This window comes from Microbacterium sp. R1 (assembly GCF_015159725.1).
Classification (GTDB): Bacteria; Actinomycetota; Actinomycetes; order Actinomycetales; family Microbacteriaceae; genus Microbacterium; species Microbacterium oxydans.
Map to the genome: position 1 here is coordinate 187,168 of NZ_JADDUD010000002.1, position 12,264 is coordinate 199,431.

General features: G+C 69.2%; 10 protein-coding genes. 2 read left to right on the forward strand and 8 right to left on the reverse strand.

Going from position 1 to position 12,264, the window contains the following annotated elements; all coding sequences use genetic code 11:
• Positions 1–16: 16 nt before the first annotated feature.
• The 5 genes from ILP86_RS12740 to ILP86_RS12760 all read right to left on the reverse strand — a co-directional run bounded on the left by ILP86_RS12740 (position 17) and on the right by ILP86_RS12760 (position 6,825).
• Entirely contained in the window at positions 17–778 is a 762-nt protein-coding gene (locus tag ILP86_RS12740; RefSeq protein ID WP_046748041.1) for an alpha/beta fold hydrolase, read from the reverse strand.
• Positions 779–834: 56 nt separating this feature from the next.
• A complete protein-coding gene (locus ILP86_RS12745; RefSeq protein WP_374706396.1) occupies positions 835–3,498 on the reverse strand; it encodes a penicillin acylase family protein in 2,664 nt (887 codons plus the stop codon).
• Between the two features lie 137 nt (positions 3,499–3,635).
• Entirely contained in the window at positions 3,636–5,471 is a 1,836-nt protein-coding gene (locus tag ILP86_RS12750) for a YhgE/Pip domain-containing protein (RefSeq protein WP_193762131.1), read from the reverse strand.
• Positions 5,468–6,178: a hypothetical protein gene (locus tag ILP86_RS12755; protein ID WP_193762132.1), complete on the reverse strand. Its 711-nt coding sequence runs from the start codon at positions 6,176–6,178 to the stop codon at positions 5,468–5,470. Before ILP86_RS12755 ends, ILP86_RS12750 begins: the two co-directional genes overlap by 4 nt.
• On the reverse strand, positions 6,175–6,825 hold the full coding sequence (locus tag ILP86_RS12760; RefSeq protein WP_193762133.1) for a TetR/AcrR family transcriptional regulator: 651 nt from the start codon (positions 6,823–6,825) through the stop codon (positions 6,175–6,177). Before ILP86_RS12760 ends, ILP86_RS12755 begins: the two co-directional genes overlap by 4 nt.
• A gap of 233 nt (positions 6,826–7,058) precedes the next feature.
• Between ILP86_RS12760 and ILP86_RS12765 the strand changes: the two genes are divergently transcribed.
• Entirely contained in the window at positions 7,059–7,727 is a 669-nt protein-coding gene (locus tag ILP86_RS12765) for a GntR family transcriptional regulator (RefSeq protein WP_113680357.1), read from the forward strand.
• Positions 7,728–7,803: 76 nt separating this feature from the next.
• Here ILP86_RS12765 and argG read toward each other — a convergent pair whose 3' ends face one another.
• Complete coding sequence (argG, locus tag ILP86_RS12770) at positions 7,804–9,249, reverse strand: argininosuccinate synthase (RefSeq protein ID WP_113680344.1); 1,446 nt, start codon at positions 9,247–9,249, stop codon at positions 7,804–7,806.
• Between the two features lie 208 nt (positions 9,250–9,457).
• A complete protein-coding gene (locus tag ILP86_RS12775; RefSeq protein WP_141368099.1) occupies positions 9,458–10,723 on the reverse strand; it encodes an MFS transporter in 1,266 nt (421 codons plus the stop codon).
• 194 nt (positions 10,724–10,917) lie between these two features.
• Here ILP86_RS12775 and ILP86_RS12780 point away from each other — a divergent pair, with 194 nt between their 5' ends.
• Complete coding sequence (locus ILP86_RS12780; protein ID WP_046748049.1) at positions 10,918–11,625, forward strand: ZIP family metal transporter; 708 nt, start codon at positions 10,918–10,920, stop codon at positions 11,623–11,625.
• Positions 11,626–11,661: 36 nt separating this feature from the next.
• On the opposite strand, the gene ILP86_RS12785 is transcribed toward ILP86_RS12780, so the two are convergent.
• Positions 11,662–12,072: a pyridoxamine 5'-phosphate oxidase family protein gene (locus ILP86_RS12785; protein ID WP_046748050.1), complete on the reverse strand. Its 411-nt coding sequence runs from the start codon at positions 12,070–12,072 to the stop codon at positions 11,662–11,664.
• Between the last annotated feature and the right edge of the window lie 192 nt (positions 12,073–12,264).

Below are 12,264 nucleotides of genomic sequence, written 5' to 3' on the forward strand. Positions count from 1 at the left end.
GGAGAGCCCGCGGGCGTCAGATGCGGGCGGCGAACTCGTGGATCAGGCGTGCCGCGGGCTCGGAGTCGCTGATCAGGGTGCCGTGACCGTGGTCGGGGATCACCTCGAGGTCGGCTCCGGGGATCGCGTCGATGATCTCGCGGCACCAGCTCATCGGTGCCAGCGGGTCGCTCTCTCCGCGCAGCACCAGCACCGGGCACTCGATGCGCACGAAGGCGTCTTCCGGCTCGTGCACGATCGTTGCGCGCATCTTGCGGAAGAGGTGTGGTCCGCCGCGGAGGTACTCGCGGGCTCCCCGCCAGATGACCAGCGGCCGCTCGCCGATGAGGTCGGTCAGCAGGTAGCGGGCCTGCGCTCCGATGTTGCGTGCCGCCTTGTTCACGGTGGGACCGGCGAGCACCACTCCTTCGACGAGGGACGGATGGCGTGCGGCGAGCTCGGCAGCGATCTGGCTCCCCATGGAGTGGCCGATCACGAGAACGGGACCGGAGTCCACGTGCTGGAGGTAGGCCGCGACCAGGTCGGCGTGCCGCTCCATCGTGAGGGTGCGCGTGGGCTCTGGCGCCTCCCCGAAGCCCGGCAGATCGACCGCGATGACTCGTCCATCGAGCCGCTGCACCACGTCGAGGTAGACGCTGCGCCCCATGCCGATACCGTGCAGGAGCAGGTAGGTGTGCGGTCCTTCTCCGAACGTCTCGGCGATGAGGGTCGCGCCTCCGTGCTCGAACTCCAGGAGCGTGACGGGGGTGCCCTTGGGGGCGAGGTAGCTGGTTGGCACCCATCCACGCTAGCCGAGCATTCTGGGGCAGTGCTCGGATACTCCGACCCTCGGGTTCAGTCGGCCGGGCTGAGCACCAGCGTGTCGACGGCTGCGGACTTCACCGCCTGCGTCGAGTACGCCCACGGCTTCTGGGCGCCTACCGCCCAGTCGGCGGTCTGATCGGTGTAGTGCTCGTGGAACGCGTGTCCGGAGGCACCGGTCAGGTGGTTCCAGGTCGAGGCGTCGAAGTCGGAGAGATCGACCACCATCCGCATCGACGGCACCGTCGTCGTCGCATACGAGACGCCGAGCTCCCATCCGGTCGCGTTCACGACGGACGCTCCTCCGCTCACGGGGAACGGCCCGCGATTGAACAGTGCTTCGATCGGGGCGATCCCCGACGAGCCGAGCGTGTCGCTGGTGAGGGTGATCGCGTGCAGGTCACCCCAGTTCCATCGCGAGATCGTGGTCCCCTGCAGGGCTGCGAGCTCGTCGTAGGCCTCCTCCGCCGACAGCGCGAGCATCTGCTCCATCCCGTCGACGTCGAGCTGCTCGTTGGTCCAGAGCGGGTCGGACGGATCGGTCAGCATGGCGGAGACGACCGTGAACAGGCGCCCCTGACCATCGATCGGGAGGGGCTGCTCGCGCTCGGCGAAGATGTTCTGCACCAGGTTCGACCACAGCACGTTCGCATAGGCGGCGGCCGCCGACGATGCGCTGTTCTGACCGTCCCAGGCCTCCAAGAGGTCGACGGCATCGGACGCGTCTGCCCCGGAGACGTCGACCTCGGCCATGGCGGTCGCCAGCTGCGTTCCGATCCACATCTCGTTGTCCATCTGGATGTCGCGCATGTCGTCGGCGGTCAGTGGGGCGACCGCCGCCCGCCGTTCGATGAGGTGGGCGATCCGCGCCGCCCGGTAGCCGTAGTCCCAGTCGCGGGAGAGGAAGTAGGCGTAGTCGTCCGTCACGATCGCGTTGTTCGCGGTGACGATGTACCCCGAGTTCGGGTTGTACGACACCGGCAGCTCCTCGAACGGGATGAAGCCCGTCCAGTCGTAGCTGCTGTCCCATCCGGGCTGGGGCATCCATCCGTCGCCAGCACCGCGGATGGGGAGGCGGCCGGGGGCCTGGTATCCGATGTTGCCCTCGGTGTCGGCGTAGATGAGGTTCTGCGCCGGCACGTCGAAGAGCGACGCGGCGTAGCGGAAGTCATCGAAATCCTGCGCGGTGGAGAGGGCGAAGATCGCCGTCGCGGCCGTCCCGGGATCGAGCGCCGTCCACCGCAGGCTCACGGCGTACTCGGCGTCCTCCGACCCGGGGACGGGAGTGGTCGGCGCGGAGGCCTCGACGCCCAGCGCGGGCTCTGGGTCATCGGCGATCTCCGTGAAGTCGTCCGTGAGTCCGGAGATGATCGGGCCGTGCACGGTGGAGCGGATGGTCAGATCGATGTCATCGCCGCCGGCGACCTTGATCGTCTCCGTGCTCTCCTCCAGCGGCACCAGGGCTCCGTCCCGCCAGTACTGGTCGCCCTCGACCCGCTCGAGGTAGAGGTCGGTGACGTCGGTGGTGAGGTTCGTGAACCCCCACGCGACCTTCTGGTTGTGGCCGATCACGATGCCGGGCAGCCCGGAGAACGAGAAGCCGCCCACATCGAACGGGCACTCCTCGTCCACGGTCGAGCACTTCAATTGCACCTGGTACCAGACGGAGGGGAGGGAGGCTCCGAGGTGCGGGTCGTTCGCGAGCAGCGGCATCCCCGTCTCGGTGAGGTCTCCGGAGACGACCCACGAGTTCGAGCCGATGCCCTCGCCCACGTCGCCGACCAGCACGCTGGCGGCCTCGATGACGTTCGAGGTCTCCTCCCAGTCGATGGTGGTCGACGCCTGCTGCGCCTCACCCTCGGTCTCGCCGGGGGTGAAGGCTGCGGGTTCCGCTCCCGTGCCGAGCGCCGGAACGGTCGAGATCTTCGGGACGATCACGGGGTTCTCAGCGAACGGGTACTCGGGGTAGAGCTTCGCCAGCATGTCCGCGGTGGTCGCGGCATCCGGGGCATTGCCGTCGGTAGCGGTGCTCAGCCCGGCGGCGAGGAGCGATCGCTCGGTCTCGTCCTCGATGTTGCCGCGGAGATCCCAGGCCATGGCCTTGAGCCAGGCCACGGAATCGGCAGGTTCCCAGGGCTCTGGGGCGCAGTCGGGGTTCTGCAGTCCGATCACGGCGTACTCGAGCGAGAGCTCGGCACCCGAACGCGAGGCCAGGTAGGCGTTCACCCCATCCGCATACGCCTCGTAGTAGCCGCGGGTGGTGTCGTCCATGGCCTCGACCTCGGCCTCGGCGACCTTGCGCCAGCCGAGGGTGCGGAGGAAGGCGTCGGTTCCGGCCTGCGACTCCCCGAACATCTCGGCGACCCGTCCGGACGTCACGTGGCGGCGGAAGTCCATCTCGAAGAAGCGGTCCTGCGCGTGCACGAAGCCCTGGGCGTAGAACAGATCGTCCGTGGAGTCGGCGGTGATCGTCGGGATGCCGCGGTCGTCGCGCTGCACGGTGACCTCGGCCTGGAGGCCGTCGAGCTCGATGGATCCGTCGGTCTGCGGGAAGGAGCGCTGGATCGTCCAGGTCACGAAGAACGCGGCAGCCACGGCCACCACGACGATCGCGGCCACAACGAGGAACGCGACGCGTCCGATGCGGACACCCAGCGAGGGGCGTGAGGGTGCGGCGGACTCCTGCGAATCGGTCATCATCGTCGAGAACTCTTTCGGGTAGACAGGTGGAACTCAGTCCCACCGAGCCCCGGTGCGCGTGTCAGGGTCGCGCCTTCGCATCATATCCACCTCCGCGCTCGCCGCGAGGTGTTCCGCCGCGAGCGCCCGACCGATCACCCGATCAGGCTCGGCTGCAGATCCCGCAGCGTGCGGCGGTGCGTCATCCGGGTCACCCCGATCATCGCGAGCAGCAGCGCACCGACGAGCCAGACTCCGAGCACTGCCAGATCCCACCCGGCCCGCGCGTAGTCGCCGCCGTACATCAGCTGGCGCATCGCATCGACCACGTATCCCAGCGGCAGCACATGATGAAGGGCGGCGAGTGGTGCCGGCAGCGTCTGCCAGGGGAAGGTCCCACCGGCCGTGACGAGCTGCAGCACCATGAGCACCAGCCCGAGGAACTGTCCGACCGAGCCGAGCCACACGTTCAACGCGAGGATGATCGCCGTGAAGGTGGCCGACGCGAAGATCATCACACCGAGGGTTCCGAGCGGGTGGTCGAACGTGAAGCCGAGCGTGACGGCGAGGATTCCCATGAGCCCGAGCATCTGCACCGCGCCGAGCATCGCAGGGGTGAGCCAGCCGGCGAGCGTGATGCGGACGGGGGAATGGAGGGCCGTGATGGCCCGCCGTGAGATCGGCTTGACGATCAGGAAGAGCGCGTAGATGCCGATCCACGCCGACAGTGCGGCGAAGAACGGGGCGAGCCCGGCGCCGTAGTCCTCCGCGGAGGCGACCTTGTCGCTCGACACCTTCACGGGATCGGCGATCGTGTCGGCCTGACGGGCACGCAGGTCGGGTGTCGAGGCGGGGATCGCGTCCACCCCCTGGGCGAGCCCGTCGCGCAGTTCGGCCGTACCGGAGGCCAGCGTGGCCAGTCCGTCACGCAGCTGCGTCGCGCCGTCGTTCGCCGCGGAGGCGCCGGTGGCGACCGTGCCGGCGCCGGAGGCGAGCTCGTTCGCACCCGCGGCGAGGGATGCGGCGCCGGCAGCGAGCTGATCGACCTTGCCGACCGCGGCCTGCACCTGCGTGTTCCCCTCCTGCAGACGCGCGCCCAGCGGATCGAGCCGGGCGAGCACCTGGTCGATCTCTTCGGGGGTGAGGCCCTGCTGCGCCAGCGCGTTCGCGATGTCGGAGCGCACCTGCGGCAAGGCGTTCGCGGCCTGTTGCACCGCTGACCCCGCGCGGTCGGCGACGTCGGCGAGCTGTCGGTTGCCCGCGCTCACCTGCTGGGCTCCGCTCGCGAGGCTCTGCGCCCCGGTCGCGAGTTGCGCCGTGCCGTCGGCCAGCTTCGCGGTGCCCTCCGCCAGAGTTATGCTCCCGGTCGCCGCCGTGCCGGCGCCGTCGGCGAGCCTGGTGGCGCCGTCCGTCGCCGTGATGAGCTTGTCGCGCACGTCGCTCAGGCCCGTGAGCAGGCGCTCTGCGGCCTGGCTGCCCACCATCTCGGCGACCGAGCTGCGGATCTTCTCGACCGCCTGCGTGCCCATCGACGATGCGAGGTAGTTGTTCGCGTCATTGGTCTCGAGATCGATGCGCGCCTGGTGCGGGTCGGTTCCCGCCGCCGAGGTGAGGGCCGAGGAGAAGTCGCTGGGAATCGTCACCGTGAAGTCGACCGTGCCGTGGCGCAGTGCTTCCGAGGCTTCGTCCGCCGACATCAGCTGCCAGTCGAACGCGTTGCCCTTGATCAGGTTCTCCGCCACGTCTTCGCCGTAGTTGACGATCTCGCCCGTCGCGGGTTCCGTGCCGGTCGTGGGTGCGGGCGCGCCCTCGTCGTCCACCACGAGGGCGACGGGAACCTCGGGGAACTTGGCGTACGGGTCCTGGTTCGCCCAGAGGTACAGACCGCCGTAGAGGATCGGCACGCAGATCAGCGCGACCAGGGCGATGATGCCCATCCTGCTCGCTGTCAGTCGTCGGAGCTCGGCGGCGATCATGGCGGGAACCTTCATCGCGTGCCTCCGTTCTCGTCTGCGTGGGTGTCCGCGATGTCGGGGACGGCATCGTCCGCCGGTTCGTCCCACACGAGCGGCTCGACCGGTCCGGAGGCATTGATCGCGTCGAACTCGTGCATCCGCTCCAGGGCCACGGCAGCGGATCCGCCGACGATCACGAGCATCGCGTAACCGCGGTCGGCGAACTCCGTGGCGATGCGCCACCATCCATCGGGGCTGCCGCCGTGACGGTCGGGCGACACGAGCACGATGCCCTCGACGCCGGAGCGGAGCACGGCCAGCTCGCACAGGATGCGCACGCGTGCCGCCGGATCGACGGTGCCGATGGGGGCGGCGGCGAGCTCGCTGTACCCCAGACGAGCGAGCCAGCGCCGTGCGTGGAGCGGGGTGGCGCCGAGGCCCGCGAACATGAGCTCCTCCTCGACGACGCCGACCAGGGCGACGTCGGGATGAGGGTCGCTGACATCCGGAGCGTCGACCAGGGCCACGCGTCGACGCAGGGACTTCGCGTCGACCGCGTCGTCGATGCTCACGCGCCCGGATTCCGGACGCATGCGGCCGCTCGCGATCAAGCCGAGCACGGTCGGTCGCTGTTCGGTCTCGGCGATCGCGAAACGCACTGCTCCGGTGTGGAACTCGAGCGACATGGGGGGCAGCGCCTGGCCGTTGCGGCCCTTGCTCACATCGCGCAGCGAGATCTTCATGCGCGGTCCTCCGGATCGATGGGGGAGTCTGTGGGAGCGGCGGCCGCGGCGATGTCGGGGTGCGAGGCGAGCAGCTCGTCAGCTTCGCGCCAGGAGAGGCCGGCGATGCTCAACACGGTCCGCACGGCGACGTCAGCCGCACCCGTGCTGGTCGCGTCCGTGCGCGAGATCACGGTGCGGGCCATCTCCTCGATGAGGCGCGCGAGGGTGGGGGCGGCGAGGTCCGTGCGGAAGCTGCCGTCGTCCTGACCGCGTCGCACGAGTGCCGACACCGTGCGGCGCAACGGGGCCAGCGCGGCGGCCGTGTGCTCGACGTGCGCTTCATCGAGAGCGAGAGCCGCGGCCACCTGCACGTGCGCGGCCTCGTGCCAGAGCAGAGCGGCGAGGCGGGCGAGGGCGAGACGGGCGTCGATGTCGTCGATCGAGGTGGCGATGGCGTTGAACCGCTGAGTGCCGCTGGAGATGAGCTCCCGGATGAGGGCGTCACGGTCCTCGAAGTGTCCGTAGAGGGTGCGACGCGAGAGCCCGGCACGACGAGCGATGACGTCGATGGAGGCGTGCGGTTGGACGGCCAGGGTCGAGCGCGCGGCGGAGAGGATGCCGGCGCGGTTCTCGACGGCGTCGCGACGAGGTGCACGAGTGGTCATGACCTCATGCTACGGATCATGCACATAGCTGTGCAAGATTATTCTTCACATTCGGAGAGCGTCCTCAGGTGCCGCTTCCGCGCAGCCGTCACGGAGCCAAGCGTGTTATGTTACGCGTTGCGCGTGAGCGCGCACGGGGGATGGCGCCGGTCTCGGACGCGTGAGCGTCCGGTACGCGAGTGTCGACCGTTTTCAAGTGGTGGGGGACCGCTGTGGTCGAGGGGGAGTGTGCTTTGGCAGGCATCGATGTCGTGCGGGAACGCCGAACGAAGAGCGATGATGTCTATCGCCGGTTGCGGGATGCGATCGTCGACGGTGAGCTGCGGCCGGGGGAGCGCCTTCGCGACGCGGAGCTGGCGGAGAGCCTGGGGGCCTCCGCCACGCCCGTCAGACATGCCCTGGCGCGCCTGGCGGAACAAGGGCTCGTCGAGATGCACCGCAACGGCGCCACCCGCGTGGCGCCGCTCGATCTCGACCACATCCGCGATGCCATCGCCCTCTTCGGCGACAGCTGGATCGGCTCGGTGCGCCATGCGATGCCGCACGTCCAGGAGGATGACGTCGCCTATCTCGTGGAGCTGACCGACGATATGTCCGCCGCGGGACGAGCGCGCGATGTCCTGGCCTACGGAGTCGCGTTGCGCACCATCGCCATCGGCTTCGCCCGTCTCGAGGGGAATGCCCTGCGGGAGTCCGTGATCGAACTGCTCGGGCCGCAGATCCGGCGCTTCACGCAGCGCTCTGCGGGGTCGTTCGACTGGGCGGCGAACGAGAGGTCCACGCGCGAGATCCGCGAGGCGATCGTCCGTCGTGATGCGGTGCAGGTCCGGGCCGCCCTGGTGATCCTCTTCGACGATGTGCTGCCGGGTGTCGTCGACCGCACCGCGGCGCGAGCGCGCTGATCCCGAGCCGCACCTCTGAAAGCACGATGCGCCGGCACCCCGAGGGCGCCGGCGCATCGGTGGATCCGTCGTCGTGTCAGTCGGTGCCGGAGTCGAAGGCTGCGCCCTCGGAGGCCGAGTCGACGGCGTCGGCCAACGTCTCGTCGGCTTCGGAGATCGAGCCCTGGACGGACTCGGTGATCTCGCTGGACTCCCCGGCGGTCACGCGGCCGACCAGTTCGCCGGTCGCACCTCCGACGAGGCCGAGTCCCGCGTACTGCTCGAGGCGTGCGCGCGAGTCGGCGATGTCGAGGTTGCGCATGGTCAGCTGGCCGATGCGGTCGACCGGCCCGAAGGCTGCATCGCCGACACGCTCCATCGACAGCTTCTCGGGGCCGTACGAGAGGTTCGGCGAGACGGTGTCGAGGATGGTCCAGTCGTCGCCGCGGCGGAGGCGGATGGTGACGGTGCCCGAGATCGTGAGGCCGACCCAGCGCTGGATCGACTCGCGCAGCATGAGCGACTGCGGCTCGAGCCAGCGTCCCTCGTACATGAGGCGACCGAGGCGTCGCCCCTGCTCGTGGTAGGTGGCGAGGGTGTCTTCGTTGAGGATGCCGTTGACCAGGCGCTCGTAGGCGATGAACAGCAGCGACATGGCGGGTGCCTCGTAGATGCCGCGCGACTTCGCCTCGATGATGCGGTTCTCGATCTGGTCGCTCATGCCGAGGCCGTGGCGTCCGCCGATCGTGTTCGCCTCCATGACCAGGGCGACCGGGTCGGAGTATTCCACGCCGTTGATCGCGACCGGACGTCCCGCCTCGAACGTGACGGTGACGTCTTCGGTCTCGATCGCGACCGAGGGGTCCCAGAACTTCACACCCATGATCGGGTCGACGGTCTCGAGCGAGACATCGAGGTGCTCGAGCGTCTTCGCCTCGTGCGTCGCGCCCCAGATGTTCGCGTCGGTCGAGTACGCCTTCTCGGCGGAGTCGCGGTACGGGAAGTCGCGGGCGACGAGCCAGTCGCTCATCTCCTTGCGGCCGCCGAGCTCGGTGACGAAGTCGGCGTCGAGCCACGGCTTGTAGATGCGCAGGCGCGGGTTGGCGAGCAGGCCGTAGCGGTAGAACCGCTCGATGTCGTTGCCCTTGTAGGTGGACCCGTCGCCCCAGATGTCGACGCCGTCCTCCTTCATGGCGCGCACCAGCATCGTGCCGGTGACCGCGCGTCCGAGGGGCGTCGTGTTGAAGTAGGTCTTGCCGCCGGAGCGGATGTGGAAGGCCCCGCAGGACAGGGCGACGAAGCCCTCTTCGACCAGGGCGGTCTTGCAGTCGATCAGGCGCGACGCCTCGGCGCCGTACTCCAGCGCGCGGCCCGGGATCGAGGCGATGTCGTCCTCGTCGTACTGACCGAGGTCGCCCGTGTACGTGAAGGGGACGGCACCCTTCTCGCGCATCCAAGCGACGGCGACGGAGGTGTCGAGTCCTCCGGAGAAGGCGATGCCGACGCGCTCGCCGACGGGCAGGGACTGGAGGACCTTGGACATGGCTCCCAGTCTATCCGCGGGCGGCGTGTCGCCCCGTCTCGCCTCAGCTGGCTCGTCTGGTCTCGTTTGGTCTGGCTTCGTCTGGTGTGGCCTCCGGCGAAAACGGAGGAGCACCGGCTGCGGCACGGTGTGTCGTGGTGAGGCACGCCGAGGCACGCCGGACACGTCTCCGTTTTCGCCGGGCACGGCCCGGTGAGCTGCGACGAAGCTACCCCGACTGAGCGGAATCCTCGTGGCGTGCGGTGCGCAGCGGCGAGAACAGGACGATCATCGCCGCCACGAGGAAGACGACCACGCTGACCGCGATCGTCACGCGATAGCCGTACGCCGTCGCCAGACCGCCGGCGATCAGGGCCCCGACGAGGAAGGTGACGCGGTTCACGGTGCGAATCGATGCGTTCAGCCGTCCCTGCATCTGGTCGGGGGCGACCGCCTGGCGGTATCCCATCTCGTTCGGATCCTCCACCCCCATCCCGAGGCCGAACAGGAATTGCCCCACGCCCAGGGGGATGGCGACGACGAGGAGCGTCGTGTTCTCGGCGTGCGGGATGACGAGAACCGTCGTCCACGCGAGTGCCGAGAGCAGGCGCCCCGCGAGGACCGCGCCGCCGACTCCGAACCGGCGACCCGCCGTGGGGGCGAGGAGTGCCCCGATCAGGCCGCCGAGCCCACCCATCGCGAGCACGACGCCGAACAGCAGTGCGCCGACGCCGAGCTCTCGCAGCGCGTACGGCGCGAATGCCGTCAGCGCGATGCTGTTGCCCAGGAACCAGACGTTCACCGACACGGCCATGGGCGCAAGCGTTCGGTGGGAGTAGGTCCAGCGCAGGCCTTCCATGATGTCGTGCCCTAGGTGCCGGCCGTCGGTGCGGCGTGACGCTTTCACCTCCTCGACACGGATGCGGCTCAGGAGAACGGCGTTGACGACGTACGCGACGGCATCGATCAGGATGGCGAACGGTGCCCCCAGCCAGCCGACGAGTGCGCCGCCGAAGGCCTGCCCCGTCGTCTGGGCGACGGTGCCTGCTTGACCGAGTCTCGCGTTCGCCGCCAACAGCTGATCGCGGCCGACGAGGCGGGGCAGCATCGGCTGCGCAGCGGAATCGGCGATGAGCGTGAGCGCGCCGTAGAGCAGGAGCAGGGCGCCGAACGACCACACGGACAGAGTCCCCGTGAACCACAGCACCGGCACGAGACCCAGCGTGAGCGCGCGGCCGATGCTCGCGATGACCATGGCGGGCTTGCGCCGCCAGCGGTCCATCAGGGCGCCGACGATGAGCCCGAACAGCAGGTACGGCACGACGTTCGCGGCGTTGAGCAGACCGATCTCGAACGCAGAGGCCCCCAGTGTCGTGACGATCAGGACCTGGAAGGAGACGGCGGTCACGGAGCCGGTGAACGCGCCGAGAGTCGACGACGACCAGAAGAGGGCGAACGCCGGAACGCGCAGCACCTCGGTCGGTCTGTCGTGCATCTCCGCCTCGCTCCCGTTCCCGTCATCCTATGCATCGGCGGTGCGCGCGCCATGCGAAAACGGAGGAGCATCGCCCGCGACACGGTGTGTCATGGTGCGGCTCGCCGCGGTACGCGCGACACGTCTCCGTTTTCGCCGAGGCTGGGCCGGCGGAGGCGCGACGAAGTGGGAGAGTAGGCGCACGGAGGTCGGACATGGGCGCAGCAATCCTGTGGGGCGCGGTGGCAGCAGCACCGCTGTTCGTCGGTGCAGTGCTCGCACTGCTGCGTACGTGGCCGCCGAAGTGGCTCGGCATCGTGCTGGGCTTCGGCGCCGGCGCTCTCATGGCATCGATCGCCTTCGAGCTGTGGGAGGAAGGGCTCGACCTCGCCGGTCCCATCCCTCTCGTGGTGGGTGTCGCGGCGGGAGCGATCAGCTACTACATCGCCGACCGCATCCTCGATGCCCGAGCGGCGAAGACCAAGGAGCAGGCCGGCGGAGGACAGCTCGCGGTGGGCGCCCTGCTCGACGGCATCCCGGAGCAGCTCGTGCTCGGCATCGGACTCGCATCCGGTGAGCCGGTCAGCATCGCGCTCGTGGTCGCCATCCTGGTCTCGAACCTGCCGGAGTCGATCGGCTCGGCTGCCGACCTGCTCGAAGGCGGCATGGCGAAGTCGCGGGTGCTGCTGCTGTGGGCGGGCGTGGCCGTGGTCTGCGCGCTCGCGACCGTCGCGGGGTTCGGCCTCGCGAGCATCACGGGCGACGACTTCCGCTCGGCGGCGAGCGGTTTCGCAGCCGGGGCGCTGCTGGTGATGCTGGTCGACTCGATGGTCCCCGAGGCGCAGTCCAAGGCCAAGGAATCCACGGGACTCGCGACCGTGCTGGGCTTCGCGCTCGCCGCGGGGCTGGCGCTCGCTTCCTGATCACGCGTTCAGCAGGAGGACGTCACAGCGGTCGGCTCAGATCTTCCCCCGCGTGGATTCGCGGCGCACGCTGCGTCCGGCGATGCTCTCGATCTGGAGGGCGAGGGGAAGATCGCGATCCTCTCCCGCCCACGGATTGACGCGCGCGGCGACGCCGGCGACGTCGTCGTCCGCCACCCGAGACAGTGTGCCGTGCACCAGCACGCTCCATGCCGTGCTGCCGAGCGGGTCGTGGTAGTCCACCTCGAACGCGGCCGGCGTGGCGGCTTCTCGCGTGAGATCGGCGAGGACGCCCTCGGGCGATGTGCGCAGCACCAGATCGCGCCCTGACAGCGCGAAGTTCACCGGATAGATCTGCACCCGCTCCTCGTGGACGAAGCCGATCCTCCCGATCGTGGTCGTGGTCAGCAGCTCATAGGCCTGCTGTTCGTCGAGTACTCGAATCATGCGTGCACTCCTTCCCTGTGGCGCCAGGCTAGCCAGGGCGTCGATGCCCTTCAAGGGAGTCCTCACCCTCGGCGCAGGAGAACCCGCCACTCGGCGGACGCACGGCGCAGGATCGGCCTCGGCTGGCGGGTTACCCTCGGGTGCGGTGTGCACGAGGCTGGCGGGAAGCCGCTGCGATGGCGGCCGAGGACA